We start from the raw sequence: 16,985 nt of genomic DNA on the forward strand, positions 1-16,985 counted from the left end.
TTCGGCGCGCCGCGGCGCACGCAGCCTGCACGCCCGGCGCGTCACCTCACTCACAGAGGCGTATTCCATGAGTTTTTCCTTCCTGCGGTCGGCGATCGTCGCGGCCGTCGTCGGCGTCGCGGCCGCCCCGGCGGGCGCGGCCGACATCACGGGAGCGGGCGCCACCTTCCCCTATCCCATCTACGCCAAATGGGCCGAAGCCTATAAGGCCGAGACCGGAGTCGGGCTCAACTATCAGTCCATCGGCTCGGGCGGCGGCATCAAGCAGATCAAGGCCAAAACCGTCGCCTTCGGCGCGACCGACGCCCCGCTCAAGGCCGAAGAGCTCAACGCCGCCGGCCTCGTGCAATGGCCGATGGTGATCGGCGGCATCGTCCCCGTCGTCAACATCGACGGCGTCGCCGACCGCGAACTGGTCCTCGACGGGCCGACGATGGCCAAGATCTTCCTCGGCGAGGTCAAGGCCTGGAACGACCCGGCGATCGCCAAGCTCAACCCCTCCGTCAAGCTGCCGGCGACGGCGATCGCCATCGTGCATCGCTCCGACGGGTCGGGCACGACCTTCAACTTCACCAATTACCTGTCCAAGGTCTCGCCCGACTGGAAGTCGAAGGTCGGCGACGCGACCGCCGTCGAATGGCCGGCCGGCATCGGCGCCAAGGGCAATGAAGGCGTCGCCAACAACGTCATCCAGACGAAAGGCGCGATCGGCTACGTCGAATACGCCTACGCCAAGCAGAACAAGATGACGACCGCCAAGCTCGTCAACCATGCCGGCGCGACCGTCGCGCCGACGGTGCCGACCTTCCAGGCCGCCGCCGCCAACGCCGACTGGGCCAACGCGCCGGGCTATTACCAGATCCTGACCGATCAGCCCGGCAAGGACTCCTGGCCGATCACGGCCGCGACCTTCATCCTGATGCACAAGCAGCCGGCCGATCCGGTCGCCGCCAAGGAGGCGCTCAAGTTCTTCGCCTGGGCCTTCGCCAAGGGCGGCCCGATGGCCGAGAGCCTCGACTACATTCCGCTGCCCGAGTCGCTCGTCAAGATGGTCGAGAAGACCTGGTCGGCGGACATCAAGGACGCGGACGGCAAGGCCCTCGCCAACTGACGACGGAAGGGCGGCGCGCGCGCCGCCCTTTTCGCCTTCGCCGCCGACGGCGAGGCGCCCCAGCATGCGGAGAAATACAGTGGCGGACATCGCCCTCGACGTCGCGGCTTCGGACAAGCAGCAGGACCGCCGCAAGGTCCTCGACTGGCTGAAGCTGCAGGACTCGACCTTCCGATACGTCACCCTCGGCGCGGCCCTGACCGTGCTGCTGATCCTTGGCGGCGTGATCGTCTCGCTGATCGTCGGATCGATCCCCGCGCTGCAGGCCTTCGGCTTCGGCTTCGTCACGACCGAAAAATGGAACCCGGTGACGGAGCAGTTCGGCGCGCTCGCGCCGATCTACGGCACGCTCGTCACCTCGGCCATCGCCATGCTGTTCGCCGTGCCCGTCGGCGTCGGCGTCGCGATCTTCCTGACCGAGCTCTGCCCCTATCCGCTGCGCCGCCCGATCGGCGTCGCGATCGAGCTGCTCGCCGGCATTCCCTCGATCATCTACGGCATCTGGGGCCTGTTCGTTTTTGCGCCCTTCCTCCAGAAGCACGTCCAGCCGCTGCTGATCGACGCCTTCGCCAGCGTCCCCGTGCTGTCGTCGCTGTTCGCCGGCCCGCCCTATGGCATCGGCGTGCTCACCGCCGGCCTCATCCTTGCGATCATGGTGCTGCCCTTCGTCGCCTCGATCTCGCGCGACGTGTTCGAGACCGTGCCCGCGGTGCTGAAGGAGGCGGCCTATGGTTGCGGCTGCACCACCTGGGAGGTGATCCGCGCGATCGTCATTCCTTACGCCCGCGTCGGCGTCATCGGCGGAATCATGCTGGGTCTTGGACGCGCGCTCGGCGAGACGATGGCCGTCACCTTCGTCATCGGCAACGCGCATCGCATCTCGGAATCGCTGCTCGCCCCGGGAACGACGATCTCGGCCAGCATCGCCAATGAATTCACCGAAGCCGTCGGCGACCTCTACACCTCGTCGCTGATCGCGCTCGGCCTCATCCTGTTCGTCATCACCTTCATCATCCTGGCGATCGCGCGCTACATGCTGCTGCGGATCGACCGCCGCGCGGGAGCCTGATCCATGTCGCTCTACGGCCAGCGCCGTCGCGCCAACGCCATCTCGCTCAGCCTGTGCGTCGCCGCGACCGTCGTCGGCCTCGCCTTCCTCGTCGTCATCCTGCTGCAGCTTCTGATCGAAGGGTTCGGCGGACTGTCGCTCTCCGTCTTCACGCAGACGACGCCGCCGCCGGGCTCCCAGGGCGGTCTTCTCAACGCCATCGTCGGCAGCCTCATCATCACGGCGCTCGGCCTCGCGGTCGGCGCGCCGCTCGGCATGCTCGCCGGCACCTACATGGCGGAATACGGCCGCTATTCGAAGCTGACGACGGTCGTGCGCTTCATCAACGACATCCTGCTCAGCGCGCCTTCGATCATCGTCGGCCTGTTCATCTATGAAGTGGTGGTGGCGCGCGTCGGCCATTTCTCGGCCTACGCCGGCGCGGTGGCGCTCGCCGTCATCGTCGTGCCGGTCGTCCTGCGCACGACCGAGGACATGCTGCTGCTGGTGCCCAACCCGCTGCGCGAAGCCGCGGCGGCGCTCGGCATGCCGCGCTCCGTGATCGTCGCCAAGGTGTCCTATCGCGCGGCGCGCGCCGGCCTCGTCACCGGCGTGCTGCTCGCCGTCGCGCGCATCAGCGGCGAGACCGCGCCGCTGCTCTTCACCGCGCTGAACAACCAGTTCTTCAGCTCCGACCTCAACGCGCCCATGTCGACCCTTCCGGTGGTCATCTTCCAGTTCGCGCTCAGCCCCTACAAGGAGTGGCAGCAGCTCGCCTGGGCAGGCGCGCTCATCATCACTTTCGCCGTGCTCGCGCTGTCGATCGGCGCGCGCGCGCTCGGCGCGCAGAGGAACGAAAAATGACCGCCGCCACGCCCTCCTCCGTCTCAGCCCAGCCCGCCGCCAAGGCGGCGGCGGCGCAGCAGCAGAAGATCGCGGTCCGCAACCTCAATTTCTATTACGGCGATCATCTCGCGCTGAAGAGCGTGAGCCTGCCGCTTTACGCCAATCGCGTGACCGCCTTCATCGGCCCGTCGGGATGCGGCAAGTCCACGCTCCTGCGCATTCTCAACCGGATGTACGACCTCTATCCGAAGCAGCGCGCCGACGGCGAAGTGCTGCTCGACGGCGACAACATCCTGAAGCCGGACGTCGACCTCAACCTGCTGCGCGCGCGCGTCGGCATGGTGTTCCAGAAGCCGACGCCCTTTCCGATGTCGATCTATGACAACATCGCCTTCGGCATCAAGCTCTACGAGAAGGTCGGAAAATCCGAGCTCGACGACCGCGTCGAAGCCGCGCTGACCAGCGCCGCCCTGTGGGGCGAGGTGAAGGACAAGCTGAAAGCCTCCGGGCTTTCCCTGTCCGGCGGCCAGCAGCAGCGCCTGTGCATCGCGCGCACCGTGGCGATCCGGCCCGAGGTCATCCTGCTCGACGAGCCCTGCTCGGCGCTCGACCCGATCTCGACCGCCAAGATCGAGGAGCTCATCGACGAGCTCAAGGTCAAGTACACCATCGCCATCGTCACACACAACATGCAGCAGGCGGCGCGCTGTTCCGACTACACGGCGTTCATGTATCTCGGCGAGCTGATCGAATTCGGCGTGACGACGCAAATCTTCACCCAGCCGGAAAAGAAGCAGACGCAGAACTACATCACCGGCCGCTTCGGCTAGGCGCCGCCCGGCGCCGGGCGGCGGCGCGCGAACTTCACGCGACGGCGCGCTCCGCCGCACACCCGGCCGTCGCGCCGCCCAAGGCTTCAAGGACACGCAATGCCCGACCATATCGTCAAAGCCTATGACGCCGAGCTCGAAAGCCTCGGCCAGAAGATCGCCGAAATGGGCGGCATTTCCGAAAAGATGCTCACCGACGCGATGGACGCGCTCGCCAATTTCGACATGGATCTCGCCCGCCGCACGATCGAGGCCGACGGCCGGCTCGACACGCTCCAGCGCGAGATCGAGGAGCAGGCGATCCTGACCATCGCCCGCCGCCAGCCGCTCGCCGTCGACCTGCGCGAGATCATCGCCACCATCCGCATCTCGAACGACCTCGAGCGCGTCGGCGACCTCGCCAAGAACATCGCGCGGCGCGCCATCAAGATCGCGGGCGACGTGCGCATTCCGCGCGCCATCGTCGGCCTCAAGTCGATGCATGAAAACGCCGCCATGCTGCTCAAGGACGTGCTCGACGCCTACGCCGACCGCGACATCGTGCGGGCGCGCGAGGTGTGGACCTATGACGCCGATCTCGACTCGCTCGAGGATTCCGTCTTCCGCGACCTGTTGACCTTCATGATGGAGGACCCGCGCAACATCTCCTTCTGCGCCCATCTGCTGTTCTGCTCCAAGAACATCGAGCGCATCGGAGACCATGCGACCAACATCGCCGAGACGGTGGTGTATCTCGTCACGGGCGAAATCCTTCCGACCGACCGTCCCAAGGGCCGCAGCGTGCTGGCCGAACCTTCGACGAAGCCATGAACGACCTTCAGACCAACGCCGAAAGAAGCGCCGGCGGCGCAAAAGCCCTCGCCCCCACCCCCGCCCCGCGCATCCTCATCGTGGAGGACGAATCCGCGCTGAGCATGCTGCTCGCCTATAATCTCGAGGCCGAAGGCTTCGTCGTCGACCGCGTCGAGCGCGGCGACGAGGCCGAGATGCGCCTCGCCGAGACGCCGCCCGATCTTGTCATCCTCGACTGGATGCTGCCGGGCGTCTCGGGGCTCGAGATCTGCCGGCGGCTGCGCGCGCGCGAAGCCACGCGGACCCTGCCCGTCATCATGCTCACCGCGCGCGGCGAGGAAAGCGAGCGCGTGCGCGGCCTTTCGATCGGCGCCGACGATTATGTCGTGAAGCCGTTTTCCGTGCCCGAACTCATGGCCCGGGTGCGCGCCCTGTTGCGCCGCGCGCGGCCGGACCGCGTCGCCACCGTGCTGACGGCGGGCGACCTCGAGCTCGACCGGCAGAACTGGCGCGTCAGGCGCAAGGGCCGCGACGTGCATCTGGGGCCGACCGAATTCCGGCTCCTCGAGCATCTGCTCGAGCGTCCCGGCCGGGTGTTCTCGCGCGCGCAGCTTCTCGACAGCGTCTGGGGCCTTTCGGCCGAAATCGACGAGCGCACGGTCGACGTCCATGTCGGGCGGCTGCGCAAGGCGCTGTCGGAGCCGGGCGAAAGGGATCCGATCCGCACCGTGCGCGGCGCCGGCTATTCCTTCGACGAGACGTTCGGCAAGAGCTGAGCGTTTCCGCCGCGAGGCGGCGCGCGCGTCTCACTCCGCGGCCAGCGGAAGCTCCGCGTCCGCGCCCCGCCCGGCGCGGGCGAGGAAACGGCGGCATTGCTGCTCGCCGTCGTAGCCGAGCAGCGTGCCGAGCATGAAATCCTCTTCCGCCGTCAGCGTGTTGAGCGGGCGCGTCACGAGCGCCTGCGCCACGGCCACGAAGGCGGGCCGCCCGAAGAAAAGATTGGCCTTCGCCGCGCCGAGCTCCTGGACGAAATGGGAGATGTCGCGGGCCTTGAGCTTGGCGAGCGCAAGCGCCAGCTCCTGTGGGCTGACGGTCATCAGGAACAGGGCCCGGACGCCCCGCCCATATTCATAGAGCTGATGGTGAAACAGCCGCAGCATCGGCGCGGCTTCGGCCGACCAGCAGGGCGGAGCGGGCCACGCGGCGTCGCTCAAAGCAGCTGGCTCAGCCATGCGGTCACCCTTTTTTCGGTCATGCCGGACTGGGTGTCCTGATCGAGCGCGAGGCCGACGAACCTGCCGTCGCGTTCGGCGGTCGATTCGACATAGTCGAAGCCCGCCGTGTCGGTGAAGCCGACCACCTGCGCGCCAAGATCCGACACTTCGTCGTAAAGAATGCCCATCGCGTTCAAGAACGACGTCGGATAGGCCTGCTGGTCGCCGGTGCCGAACAGCGCGACTTTCTTGCCCTTGAGATTGGCGGCGCGCAATTTGTCGATGTTGTCCTCCCAATCCGTCTGCAGCGTGCCGTCGCCGTAAGTCGGCGAGCCCAGGATCAGAAGATTGCAGTTCTCGAAGTCCGCCGTCGTGGCGTCCTTGATGTTGACCGGCCGCCCCTGGCATTTCTTGGAAATCTTGGCGGCGACGCCCTTCGTCGCGCCGCCGTCGGAGCCGAAGATGATCGTGACGCTCATGTCGTGCCTCTTCCTGAAATTTGCATGGCAAGGCGACGCGTCCGCCGGGACGCGTATGCCTCTATACTGTATAGAGCGATGTCAGACGTTTATTCTCGGACGCCGTTTTCGTAAGTCGCCTGCGGCCAATTGTAAATTGGGTCCCACGGGAAATGAATGCGGCGGCGAAAGATATGAATTATATTTAGTATGCGTCTAATCTATATGTTCGAAGCTTTCTAAGATCTCTTCGTTTGCATACATCGCGTTCAGCGTTTCGACGGGCGTCGCGCTGCGTCGCCGCCTGCGGAGCGGCGGACCGCGTTCCTGATCTCGCGCAGCAGCGTGTCCGCTTCATAAGGCTTCGGCACGAAGGCCGCGCCAGCGCCCCTGAGGCCGCCGCCGCCGCGGCCGGAGGTCAGCACGACCGCGATCTCCGGCCATTTCTCCCTGATGAGCCCGGCGAGCTCCGCTCCGTCGAGCCGGCCCGGCATGTCGACGTCGGAGAACACGGCGCTCACGTCGTCGCGTCGCCGCAGCACGGTCAGCGCCTCGTCGGCGTCGGCGGCCTCGATCACGGCGAATCCCGCCGCTTCGAGCAGATCGGCGCCGAACATGCGCACGATCGCCTCGTCTTCGACGACGAGAATCAGCGGCGGTCTGGCGGGTTCCTGCGGCATGCCGTGTTAACAATGGGTGTTTCGACCGGTTCCAAAACTCGAATCTTAAGGTAAAACCTTTGCAAACAGCCCCGCTGGGGGCGGGCCGGGGCCGTTTTCGACTCCGCGGGAGCGCGACGCGAGGACGTCATGGAAAAGACGAACGGGCTTTCGCGCGACGCGACCCTTGACGGCGACGCCTACGCCGGGCGTTTCATCCAGAGCCGCGACGGACTTTCGCTGTTCATGCGCGAATATGGCTCGCGGGACGATCCGGGCCTGCCGGTCATCTGCCTCCCCGGCCTCACCCGCAATTCGGCGGACTTCGATCCGCTGGCGCGGGCGCTCGCCGGCGGCGCGGCGGGCGGGCGCAGGCGCCGCGTGCTCGCCGTCGACTACCGCGGGCGCGGCCGGTCGGACCACGATCCCGACTGGCGCAAATACAGCCTGCCGGTCGAGAGCGAGGACATCTCCTGCGCGCTCGAGTCGGCTGACATCCATCACGCGGTCTTCATCGGCACCTCGCGCGGCGGCCTGCACGCCATGCTGTTCGCCGCGACGCGTCCGAATTTCGTCAGCGCCGTCGTGCTGAACGACATCGGTCCGGTGATCGAGCGCAGCGGGCTCGACCGGATCAAGGGCTACGCCGGAAAATATCCTCCGCCCCGCACGATTTCCGAGGCGACGGGCTTCCTCAAGCGAATCATGGGCGAACAGTTCGAGGTCCCCGAAGAGGTCTGGCGCGCCTACGCCCTCATGACCTTCGCCGACGAGCATGGCGAGATCGGCCCGCGCTATGACCCGAACGTCAGCCAGTCCTTCGCCGTCTTCGACGCCAATTCGCCGCCAGACCTCTGGCCGCTGTTTGAAAAGCTGAGCATCGCGCCGCTGCTCGTCCTGCGCGGCGAAAATTCGGACATCCTTTCGGCCGAGACGGCCGAAGACATGACGCGCCGCCACCCGGACGCGCGGCTTTTCATCGTGCCGCGCCAGGGCCATGCGCCCCTGCTGATGGACGAGCCGACGATTCGCGAGATCGCCGATTTCGTGTCGGGCGTCGAAAACGGCGCGCGCGCCTCATAGCCGCCGCCGATGGCGGCGCAGGGACAGGAGCGCGTCATGGACGAAAACGCCGGCGCCGACGAGATCGCGGCGATTCGCGCCCTGCTCGCGGCAAGGCCGCGGCCCGTCGGCTGGCCGGAGCGGCGCCGGCGGCTCGACGAGGTCGGATCGGTCTGGCCGGCCGCGGCCGACGTCACGCTTGCGCCGGTCGACGCCGGCGCGCCGGCTGAGGAGTCGCTCGCGCCGGGGTCCGACCCCTCGCGCGTGCTGCTGTATCTTCATGGCGGCGGCTATTGCGCCGGTTCGATCCTGAGCCATCGCCGGCTGGTCACGGAGGCGGGCCGCGCGGCGGGCGTCCGCACGCGCGCCGTCGACTATCGCCTTGCGCCCGAACATCCCTTTCCTGCGGCGCTCGACGACGCGCTCGCCGCCTGGCGCCATCTGCGCGACGAAGGCGTCGAGGCGCGCCATATCGCCGTCGGCGGCGACAGCGCCGGCGGCGGCCTGTCCGTCGCGCTGGTCAATCGGCTGCGCGCCATGGGCGAGGCGCAGCCCGGCTGCGTCTGGCTGATCTCGCCCTGGACCGACCTCACCCTGTCGGGCGAGTCGCTCGCCACGAAAGACGTGGTCGACCCCTTGATTCACAAGGCCTATCTCGCTGAACTCGTCGGCGCCTATGTTGGCGGGGCCGACGCGCGGGACCCCGGCGTCTCGCCGCTGTTTTCAGATCTCGACGGCTTTCCGCCGACGCTGATTCAGGTCGGGTCGGCCGAGACGCTGCTTTCGGACGCGACCCGCTTCGCCGCGGCGGCGGGCGCGGCCGACGTCGACGTGACGCTGCAGATCTGGCCGCACATGATCCACGCCTTTCCTTTGTGGAACGCGCGGCTCGCGGCCGGGCGCGAAGCGCTCGCCGACGCCGGCGCCTTCATCCGCAGGCGTCTTTGAAGGCCCGGCGTCGCGCCGGCCCCAGGGCCGAAACGCGTCCGCCCGCCGCGCCCCGCCCTTTTTCCGCCGCGCGGATGGCGATATGACGCTTCCGGCCATGGGCCGAACGAACGTGCGAGCTTTTCTTTTCATGCGCCCAGCGCCTTTCGCCCCGGCAACGGGTCTCGCACGGCTTTTCCGCCGGCTCGTCCCGGCCGCCCTTCCGCTCGTCGCCCTCCTTGCGGCGGCTTCGGCCGCGCGCGCGCAGGGCGTGGCCGATCCATCGACCGCGCCCATGCCTCCGCGACGGCCGGCGAGCCTTGGCCGCGCGCCCGCGCCCGCCCCGCCGCAGGAGCCGGCAATCGGACCAAACGACATGATCGACGACGGCCGCGCCTTCCGCCCCCTGCCCGCAGCGCCGCGCGCGCGCATGCGGGCCTGCGGCGAGGAATGGCGCACGATGAAGCGCGACGGCGCCGCCCGCGACAAGAACTGGCGCGACTTCGCCGAGACCTGCCTGAAGCGATAGGCGCGGGGCCGGCGCGCCAGCCTGACGGGCGCCGGCGTCGCACGCCGGCTTCAGAGCGCCGAATGGCGGTCGCGCGCCATTGCCGCGCCTGCGCCAATTAACCGCGGCCCGACGTTCTTTCGCCAGCTTGAACATAAGGGTAAATACCGGTGTGGCGTGCATTGAACGCGACGCTGGCGCGGCTGGCTTCCGGTACGACCGAGGCCAGCCGGCCTGCCCACACTCTCCCGGGCGCCGACGAACAGCCTGCGCGTCACGCCGGACGCGTCTCCTCCCCCATATCCGCAGCCGTTCAGGCCGGGCTCGACGCTGGCGTCCTGGCCCGATCGCACTTTTCACGATCGGGCGGACCCCTTACGACAGAGGCGAAAGTCTCGCGTCAGGGCCACGCATGCTGCGGCTTGATCCTATCCGTCTCGCCCTCGCCGCCGCATGCGGCCGCTTCGACACGGGCGAGACGCCTTGCGTCTTTCCGCGCCGCGGGCCGAAGGGCTTCGCGGCGTTTTGCAAGCGCGCCGTCGGCAAGATCGACGGCGCCTGCGTCAAACGCCGCGTCGCTTTCGATGTCGGCGAAGCGCCGCCGCGGCCCGCGCCATGAGCGCGGCGTCGCATCTCGCCGAGGTCGTCGCCGGGATCGACCCCGTGATCGCGCTGGGCGTCGTCTTCGCCACCGCCGCCACCGACGCCGTCTATGTCATGTTCACATCGGCGGTGGTGCGACGCCGGCGCTTCGCCGCGGCGAACTGGTCGAGCTGCTGGTATCTGCTCTCGTCCTTCGCGGTCATCAGCTACACGGAAAACTGGGCCTATGTCGCCTTCGCGGCGCTCGGCTCCTGGCTTGGGGCTTTCATCACCCTGACCTTCCTGAGGCGGCCGGAATAGACCCGCGCTCCGACGCGACACGCGGGCCGACACGCGCTCAAGCAGCGCCCGCCGGCGGCAAGCCGTTTGCAGAACAGGGGATTTAAGACAAGGCGGCGGACGGCGCCTGACGAAGACGAGCCCTATGAGATCGCCATAAGCCTTTGATGATTATGGAGACACCCGACATTATGCGGCTATTGGCGGGTTTCGGCGGCGTTTGGGTGGCAAACGGCGGCCGTTTCGGATGTTTGACGGGGGCATTTCCCACTTCGCCCGCTGATCGCCATCATGCGGCGGCTCCCTGAATGCGCCCGCTCGTCCATCCTGCGTGACGGCTCGACCCAACCTCGGCGACCGGGACTCTTCCGTCTGGCTGCTCTTGCTCGCCAGTCGGGAAAGCCGCCGCTATCGGAGGGCGTTTGCCAGCCGCATGAGCATGGTTGCGACAAGCTCGGGATCGAGCGGCGCCGCCGCCTCGACAAGGCGCTGTTCGGCGTCGGCGACGATGGCGGACGCCGCCTCCAGGACCTGATCCCCCGCAGGCGTCAATTCGGTTTGCTGAACGCGTCCGTGCGCCGGATGCGGCGTACGCTTGATGTAGCCTGACTTCTCGAGCGTGACGAGAATCGCCTGCATCGTTTGGGGCGTGACGAAAGCGTGGCGCGCCAGCGCGGCGTTCGAGGCTCCCGGTTCGGCCTTCAAGTAGACGAGCACCGCATATTGCGGCGTGGTCAGGCCGATCTGGCGCAACTGCGCATCCATGCGCGTCCGGAGCGCCTGTTGGGCCTGCTTCAGCGCAAAACCGATCGTGGCGTAGGGGTCGTCCATCAGCAAGCCCGCATTAACATATCAGTGTCCTTATATCATATAAGTACACTGATATTATGGAATCCGGCAATCAAGGGAAACCCGTCATGCCGCATCTGATCGGACCCGATTTCATTGGCGTTCAAGTCAAAGACCTTGATGCCGCGCGCGCCTTCTACACCGATGTCGTCGGGCTCCAGCCCGCGCCGATGAGCCCGCCGGGAGCCGTCGTGTTCGAGACCAAGCCGGTTCCCTTCGCCGTCCGCACGCCTGCCGTAGATCTGAGCGCGACCGATAAGCTCGGCTGGGGCATCGCCCTCTGGTTCGGCTGTGACGACGCCGATGCGCTGCACGATCATCTCGTCAATCAAGGCGTCGAAATCGAGTTTGCGCCGAAGGACGGGCCGTTCGGCCGCTATTTCGCGTTCCGCGATCCGTTCGGCTACGCCATCACGGCCCATACGGTCGTGAAGTCCTGATTTTTGCACCGTTGGTCGAAGCTTGAGACGCTATGCCTAGCAGCGCAAACTTCGCTTTCGCGTGGAGGACGTGATGCGCAAGCTCCCTAATGCATATCTTGTTCTGGCAACCGGGTTCGTTCTGACGGCCCCAGCCAGCGCACAAACGATCTCTTTCGTATCAGAAGCCCTGTATGATAACTTTCTCAAATATGATTATGCAGAAACGAAAGATCTAGCAAAGAGCTTCCTGACATTGACGTCTGCAATCTTGGTATTCTCTCTGACCTTCGCTGAGAAAATAGTCGACTTCCAAAAATCATCACTCCGGATAAAGTCTTTAATGCTAGCCGCGTGGGGTATGTTCATCATAACAATAAGCCTTGCAGGCTTATCAATATGCTTTATTGCACTTGCTGGTGGGAGCGCTGCTTATCGACAGCCAGTATATCTCGATCAAGCCACTTCTGCTTGGATGCTATTGGTTGTTGCTGGTGCAATATTCGTACTTGGTCTCCTCACGCTCGTGATCGCAGCTGGCTTGTCAGCGTTTGCTCCGAAGCCCAACACAATTAGTTCGGATGCCCCACCGGCGGTGCATAAATCTTGATTTGGCGACCGAGGAAAACGACATGACAAACGCCAGCCAGCCCCGGCTGTTTGTCACCGGCTCGACCGGAAAGCTCGACCGCCTCGTGATCGCAGAACTCATCAAGAGAGTTCCGGCGAACCGCATCGTTGCGGGCGTCCGGTCGGTTGGCTTCCGGCTCAACGCGCTGATTGACCGCCCGACGACCGATGATCGTCAGGTGGCTGGAAAGACTGTCCGTGACCTCGCACAATTTCACCCAGCCGGCGCCTGAGGGATTGGATCATGACGTTCTGGATGGGTGTCGCATCGGCGGAGCACGCGCGCGGCGGTCGTGACGGCGGCTTTGCCCAACTTGGGCATGGCAAGCACATCGCGGTGAAGGCTCTCAGGAAAGGCGACTGGATCGTCTATTACTCTCCGCGCGAGGGCATGGGCAAAGGCGCGACGGCGCAGGCGTTCACGACAATCGGCCGCGTCACTTCGGACGCGCCATACCGCTTCGAACAGGCGATGGGCTTCAATCCGTACCGCGTCGACATGGACTATCTGAAGACCGCCAGGGCGGCCCCGATCAGGCCGCTTCTGGGCGAGTTGCGGCGAACGCGCGATCGCGGCGCCAATTGGGGCGTTGTGATGCGTGGTCCGAAGCGGCCGCTGCACGAGGAGGACATGCGCCGAATCGCGGAGGCCATGGGCGTTTTGTCGGAATTCGACGCTCGCCAAGCCTGACGTCGCACAGAGCGGCCGTAGGCAGATCAATGCGACGCCTTGCCCTTCTCACAGAAGCCGGTCAGGACGTGCAGCGCGGTGTCGTCCTTGAAGGTCAGCGTCGGACTGCCGCCGCCGGCGACTGAGACGGCATCGTAATCATCGACCGAGTTCGTGCTGATCGGGAGCGCGCCCTTGAGCGTCGCTCCGAACCCCGGATGATGCGCGAAGCCAAGACTGATGAGATCGTCGCTACAGGCGTCGCCAGGAGGCGCGGATCGCCCGGCGCGTCGAGGTCGCCGATGGCGAGGTTCGGATCAGGGGATCGAAGACCCGGCCGCTTCAGGCGCTTACCGGAAAAAGAGGCGTAAACTCAGTGCCCACTCAGGGACTGAAGTGGCGGAAGGGGTGGGATTCGAACCCACGGCAGGCTTGCGCCTGCGGCGGTTTTCAAGACCGCTGCCTTAAACCACTCGGCCACCCTTCCCTGCGGCGCGCGCCCTCATGCTGCGTCGCGCGGCCAACCCTTAACCTCTCGTTAGGCATGTTTCGAGAGCCTTTCGTAAATTTTGAGTTTTATTCGGAGGCTCATGGCGAACGCCGGCCCATGCCCCGGGCCGCCGCGGCCCGGCGTCGCGCCCCCGCGCGTCCCGGACCGCTTCAAGGAGGTGAAACAATGCTCCGCAGAGCGCTTCTGACGACTCTCGCCCCCCTTTGCGCCGGTCCCTTTTGCGCCGCCGCGCTTTGCGTCGGCGCGGCGCAGGCCGCGGACCTGCCCTATGGAAGCGAGCCGTCCTATGCGCCGGCGCCGCTGTTCACCTGGACCGGCTTTTATATCGGCGGCCAGATCGGCTACGCCTGGGGCCAGGACGACATCAACGGCTGGAGCCCCTATTACGCCTTTTCGGGCGTCAGCTATTCGCCGAGCGGCGTCGTGGGCGGCGCGCATGTCGGCTACAATTACCAGATCAACCGGTTCGTGCTGGGCCTCGAAGGCGACGTCGAAGGCTCCGGCCTCTCGAAGAACTACGCCTTTGGCGGCGTGATCTACGGGACGTCGATTCCGGTGCAGGGCGGCGTCCGCGGCCGCCTTGGCGTCAGCTTCGACAAGGCGCTCCTCTATGTGACCGGCGGCGCGGCCTTCGCCGGCGTCGACACGACCTATCAGTCCTGGTCCGGCTATACGTCGCAGACGTCGACGCGCGCCGGCTGGACGGTGGGCGGCGGGCTTGAATATGCGATCACGCCGAACTGGTCGGCGCGCGCCGAGTATCGCTACGCCGATCTCGGCTCCTTCACGAACCAGGTCTATGCGGCCGGCGTCGGCGCGAGCGTGAACCATCATCCGACGACGCAGACCGTGCGTCTCGGCTTCAGCTATCGCTTCGGTTCGACGCCGTTCTGGCAATGACGGAAAAAAAGAGGCGGCGCGGCGCGTAAACGTTGCTGCGAGGCCACACCCCTCATGAATAACGCGTCCCATGCCCGCATTTTTCGCCCGCGCGCGTTTGTCGGCGGTCCGAATCCGGTTAAATTGGACGCAGCTAACGCCTAGCCGGGATGAGAGAAGACCCTACCCAAAGGCGGCGGCATAAAGCCCGGCTATTCGCGCCGGGCTTTACTTTAAGAAATCAGTAATAACTTCCGGTCCTCTCACGGAAGCTTGAAATCGACTGTGACAATCGCGCCACGGTCGGAGGAATAGAGGGATCTTCGCCGGTCTGATCGTCGAAGATTGGTTGCGCCGCTGACGAAACGCGGTAGCTTGCGAAAGCTTTAGATCCAAGGGAGAAAGCAAAAATGTTACGTCGTGTGCTTCTGGCTTCGGTCGGCGCTGTCGCGCTCGCTGGAACCGCTATGGCCGCCGACCTGCCGTCGCGCGCCGCTCCGCCGGTTTATGTCCCGCCGGCTCCGATCTTCACCTGGACCGGCGTCTATATCGGCGGCCAGATCGGCTATGGTTGGGGCACCTCGAACACCACCGTCGGCGACGCTCTCGGCGGCTACACGAGCTTCAGCACCAACAACAACGGCGTCATCGGCGGCGCCCATGTCGGCTATAACCTGCAGCTCAACCAGTTCGTCGTCGGCCTCGAAGGCTCGGTCGACGGCTCGAGCATGTCGAAGTCGGCCAGCGGCGGCTATTACATCCCGGCCGTCGACGCCTCCTTCCCGGTCACCGTCAGCGGCAACATGAACATCCAGGGCTCGATCCGTGGCCGCGTCGGCTACGCTTGGGACCGTGTTCTGGTCTACGCCACCGGCGGCGTCGCCTTCGCCGGCGTCAATGGTTCGGTCCAGACCCCGTTCGGCTACACCAGCACCTCGACCACCCGCGTCGGCTACACCGTCGGCGGCGGCATCGAATACGCCGTCACCAACAACTGGTCGATCCGCGCCGAGTACCGCTACAGCCAGTTCGGCACGTCGAACATGTACGCCACCAATTTCTACATGGACCCGGTGCTCTCGACCATCGGCGCCTATGGCCGCCGCACCATCAACCAGAACCAGGTCCAGGTCGGCTTCAGCTACAAGTTCGACATGGCTCCCCCGCCGGCTCCGGTCGTCGCCAAGTACTGATCTTAAGACGCCTCGCGTCTTATGCGGAAAGCCCGGCGCAAGCCGGGCTTTTCTGTTTCGGCCCCGGCCTGTGCGGCTCCTGCGTCCTGCGCCCTTGAAATCCGCCGCGCGTCATGGCACTCGGCGGCATGATCACGACCGACGACGCCAACCGCCCCGCCCCGCCCGCTGTCCCGGGCGAAGCGCCGAAAATCGCCTTCGTCTCGCTCGGCTGCCCCAAGGCGCTCGTCGACAGCGAGCAGATCGTCAGCCGGCTGCGCGCCGAAGGCTATGAGATCTCCAAAAACTACGAGGGCGCGGCCGCGGTCATCGTCAACACCTGCGGCTTTCTCGACAGCGCCAAGGCCGAATCGCTCGAGGCGATCGGCGCGGCCCAGGCCGTCAATGGCAAGATCATCGTCACCGGCTGCATGGGCGCCGAGCGCGCCGACATCGACGCGCGCTTTCCCGACCTCTTCCGCATCACCGGCCCGCAGGATTTCGACGCGGTGATGCAGGCGGTGCACGCCGCGGCGCCGCAACCGCATGATCCGCGTTTCGACCTCATCCCGCCGCAGGGCGTCAAGCTGACGCCGCGCCATTACGCCTATCTCAAGATCTCGGAAGGCTGCCGCAACCGCTGCAGCTTCTGCATCATCCCGAAGCTGCGCGGCGACCTTGTCTCGCGGCCGGCGGGCGACGTCCTGCGCGAGGCCGAAAAGCTCGTCGCCGCCGGCGTGCGCGAGCTGCTCGTGGTGTCGCAGGACACGAGCGCCTACGGGCTCGACCTGCGCTACGCCGAGAGCCCGTTCCACGACCGCGCCGTGCGGGCGAAATTCGTCGACCTCGCGCGCGAGCTCGGCGGCCTCGGCGCCTGGGTGCGGCTGCACTACGTCTACCCCTATCCGCATGTCGACGACGTCATCGAACTGATGACTCAGGGGCTCGTCCTGCCCTATCTCGACATCCCCTTTCAGCATGCGAGCCCGAAGGTGCTGCGCGCCATGCGCCGGCCGGGCGACCAGGACAAGACGCTGGAGCGCATCCGCTCATGGCGCGCGGCCTGCCCCGAGCTCGCCATCCGCTCGACCTTCATCGTCGGCTTCCCCGGCGAGACGGAGGAGGATTTCGAGCTGCTGCTCGACTGGCTCGAAGAGGCGAAGCTCGATCGCGTCGGCGCGTTCAAATATGAGCCGGTCATGGGGGCGGACGCCAACACGCTCGGGCTTCCCCCGGTCCCGCCCGAGGTTCAGGAGCGCCGCCATCGCCGCTTCATGGAGGCGGCGCAGAAGATCAGCGCGCGCCGGCTGAAGGAAAAGGTCGGCCGCAGGCTTCAGGCGATCGTCGACGTCGGCGGCAAAGACGCGGTTGGCCGCGGCAAGGCCGACGCGCCGGAGATCGACGGCAAGATCTTCATGTCCGCGCGCCGGCCGCTGCGCGTCGGCGAAATCGTGAACGTCAGAATCGAGCGCGCCGACGCCTACGACCTTCACGGCGTCGCCGTGTGAGCGCGCCGGC

Annotated in this window: 21 protein-coding genes and 1 tRNA gene; 17 read left to right on the forward strand and 5 right to left on the reverse strand. The window is 66.2% G+C overall.

All coding sequences use genetic code 11. The features are described 5' to 3' along the window. Nucleotides 1-67: 67 nt before the first annotated feature. From pstS to phoB, 6 genes are all read left to right on the forward strand, one after another. On the forward strand, nucleotides 68-1,111 hold the full coding sequence (gene pstS, locus ACILRB_RS00770) for a phosphate ABC transporter substrate-binding protein PstS (RefSeq protein WP_395664394.1): 1,044 nt from the start codon (nucleotides 68-70) through the stop codon (nucleotides 1,109-1,111). A gap of 79 nt (nucleotides 1,112-1,190) precedes the next feature. Continuing rightward, nucleotides 1,191-2,180, forward strand: coding sequence for a phosphate ABC transporter permease subunit PstC (gene pstC / locus ACILRB_RS00775; protein WP_395664395.1), 990 nt, complete (start codon nucleotides 1,191-1,193; stop codon nucleotides 2,178-2,180). 3 nt (nucleotides 2,181-2,183) lie between these two features. Next, entirely contained in the window at nucleotides 2,184-3,023 is an 840-nt protein-coding gene (pstA, locus tag ACILRB_RS00780; protein WP_395664396.1) for a phosphate ABC transporter permease PstA, read from the forward strand. Continuing rightward, on the forward strand, nucleotides 3,020-3,835 hold the full coding sequence (pstB, locus tag ACILRB_RS00785; RefSeq protein ID WP_395664397.1) for a phosphate ABC transporter ATP-binding protein PstB: 816 nt from the start codon (nucleotides 3,020-3,022) through the stop codon (nucleotides 3,833-3,835). The genes pstA and pstB overlap by 4 nt, the downstream gene beginning before the upstream one ends. 99 nt (nucleotides 3,836-3,934) lie before the next feature. Then, on the forward strand, nucleotides 3,935-4,645 hold the full coding sequence (gene phoU, locus ACILRB_RS00790) for a phosphate signaling complex protein PhoU (RefSeq protein WP_395664398.1): 711 nt from the start codon (nucleotides 3,935-3,937) through the stop codon (nucleotides 4,643-4,645). Next, nucleotides 4,642-5,403: a phosphate regulon transcriptional regulator PhoB gene (phoB, locus tag ACILRB_RS00795; protein ID WP_395664399.1), complete on the forward strand. Its 762-nt coding sequence runs from the start codon at nucleotides 4,642-4,644 to the stop codon at nucleotides 5,401-5,403. Before phoU ends, phoB begins: the two co-directional genes overlap by 4 nt. Before the next feature lie 30 nt (nucleotides 5,404-5,433). Here phoB and ACILRB_RS00800 read toward each other — a convergent pair whose 3' ends face one another. From ACILRB_RS00800 to ACILRB_RS00810, 3 genes are all read right to left on the reverse strand, one after another. Then, a complete protein-coding gene (locus ACILRB_RS00800) occupies nucleotides 5,434-5,859 on the reverse strand; it encodes a DUF2023 family protein (RefSeq protein ID WP_395664400.1) in 426 nt (141 codons plus the stop codon). Continuing rightward, the gene (gene fldA, locus ACILRB_RS00805; protein ID WP_395664401.1) at nucleotides 5,838-6,320 is read right to left on the reverse strand and encodes a flavodoxin FldA; all 483 of its coding nucleotides are present in this window, start codon (nucleotides 6,318-6,320) and stop codon (nucleotides 5,838-5,840) included. Before fldA ends, ACILRB_RS00800 begins: the two co-directional genes overlap by 22 nt. Nucleotides 6,321-6,568: 248 nt before the next feature. Beyond that, complete coding sequence (locus ACILRB_RS00810) at nucleotides 6,569-6,979, reverse strand: response regulator (RefSeq protein ID WP_395664402.1); 411 nt, start codon at nucleotides 6,977-6,979, stop codon at nucleotides 6,569-6,571. A gap of 129 nt (nucleotides 6,980-7,108) precedes the next feature. On the opposite strand from ACILRB_RS00810, the gene ACILRB_RS00815 reads away from it, so the two are divergent. The 4 genes from ACILRB_RS00815 to ACILRB_RS00830 all read left to right on the forward strand — a co-directional run bounded on the left by ACILRB_RS00815 (nucleotide 7,109) and on the right by ACILRB_RS00830 (nucleotide 10,358). After that, on the forward strand, nucleotides 7,109-8,041 hold the full coding sequence (locus ACILRB_RS00815) for an alpha/beta fold hydrolase (RefSeq protein WP_395664403.1): 933 nt from the start codon (nucleotides 7,109-7,111) through the stop codon (nucleotides 8,039-8,041). Nucleotides 8,042-8,077: 36 nt separating this feature from the next. Continuing rightward, complete coding sequence (locus tag ACILRB_RS00820) at nucleotides 8,078-8,968, forward strand: alpha/beta hydrolase (RefSeq protein WP_395664404.1); 891 nt, start codon at nucleotides 8,078-8,080, stop codon at nucleotides 8,966-8,968. 355 nt (nucleotides 8,969-9,323) lie between these two features. Beyond that, nucleotides 9,324-9,476 carry a hypothetical protein gene (locus ACILRB_RS00825; protein WP_395664405.1) on the forward strand — a complete coding sequence of 51 codons (153 nt, stop codon included), beginning with the start codon at nucleotides 9,324-9,326 and terminating at the stop codon, nucleotides 9,474-9,476. 594 nt (nucleotides 9,477-10,070) lie between these two features. Next, entirely contained in the window at nucleotides 10,071-10,358 is a 288-nt protein-coding gene (locus ACILRB_RS00830) for a hypothetical protein (RefSeq protein WP_395664406.1), read from the forward strand. Between the two features lie 387 nt (nucleotides 10,359-10,745). Here the strand turns inward: ACILRB_RS00830 and ACILRB_RS00835 are convergent, their stop codons facing one another. Further along, a complete protein-coding gene (locus tag ACILRB_RS00835; RefSeq protein ID WP_395664407.1) occupies nucleotides 10,746-11,168 on the reverse strand; it encodes a MarR family winged helix-turn-helix transcriptional regulator in 423 nt (140 codons plus the stop codon). Between the two features lie 86 nt (nucleotides 11,169-11,254). On the opposite strand from ACILRB_RS00835, the gene ACILRB_RS00840 reads away from it, so the two are divergent. The 4 genes from ACILRB_RS00840 (at nucleotide 11,255) to ACILRB_RS00855 (ending at nucleotide 12,926) form a co-directional block, all read left to right on the forward strand. After that, complete coding sequence (locus ACILRB_RS00840; RefSeq protein WP_395664408.1) at nucleotides 11,255-11,626, forward strand: VOC family protein; 372 nt, start codon at nucleotides 11,255-11,257, stop codon at nucleotides 11,624-11,626. A 73-nt stretch (nucleotides 11,627-11,699) separates the two neighbouring features. Continuing rightward, entirely contained in the window at nucleotides 11,700-12,215 is a 516-nt protein-coding gene (locus ACILRB_RS00845; RefSeq protein WP_395664409.1) for a hypothetical protein, read from the forward strand. A 22-nt stretch (nucleotides 12,216-12,237) separates the two neighbouring features. Further along, entirely contained in the window at nucleotides 12,238-12,468 is a 231-nt protein-coding gene (locus ACILRB_RS00850) for a hypothetical protein (protein WP_395664410.1), read from the forward strand. Nucleotides 12,469-12,479: 11 nt separating this feature from the next. Continuing rightward, nucleotides 12,480-12,926, forward strand: a complete 447-nt coding sequence (locus ACILRB_RS00855; protein WP_395664411.1) for an EVE domain-containing protein — start codon at nucleotides 12,480-12,482, stop codon at nucleotides 12,924-12,926. Nucleotides 12,927-13,302: 376 nt separating this feature from the next. Here the strand turns inward: ACILRB_RS00855 and ACILRB_RS00860 are convergent. After that, a tRNA-Ser gene (locus ACILRB_RS00860) sits at nucleotides 13,303-13,392 on the reverse strand. A gap of 189 nt (nucleotides 13,393-13,581) precedes the next feature. Here ACILRB_RS00860 and ACILRB_RS00865 point away from each other — a divergent pair. The 3 genes from ACILRB_RS00865 to rimO all read left to right on the forward strand — a co-directional run bounded on the left by ACILRB_RS00865 (nucleotide 13,582) and on the right by rimO (nucleotide 16,975). Continuing rightward, the gene (locus ACILRB_RS00865; protein ID WP_395664412.1) at nucleotides 13,582-14,316 is read left to right on the forward strand and encodes an outer membrane protein; all 735 of its coding nucleotides are present in this window, start codon (nucleotides 13,582-13,584) and stop codon (nucleotides 14,314-14,316) included. A gap of 389 nt (nucleotides 14,317-14,705) precedes the next feature. Next, nucleotides 14,706-15,488 (forward strand): outer membrane protein, encoded by a 783-nt coding sequence (locus ACILRB_RS00870; protein ID WP_395664413.1) that lies wholly within the window; start codon nucleotides 14,706-14,708, stop codon nucleotides 15,486-15,488. 128 nt (nucleotides 15,489-15,616) lie between these two features. After that, a complete protein-coding gene (rimO, locus tag ACILRB_RS00875) occupies nucleotides 15,617-16,975 on the forward strand; it encodes a 30S ribosomal protein S12 methylthiotransferase RimO (protein WP_395664414.1) in 1,359 nt (452 codons plus the stop codon). Nucleotides 16,976-16,985: the final 10 nt, after the last annotated feature.

Source organism: Methylocella sp., from assembly GCF_044226135.1.
Classification (GTDB): domain Bacteria; phylum Pseudomonadota; class Alphaproteobacteria; order Rhizobiales; family Beijerinckiaceae; genus Methylocapsa.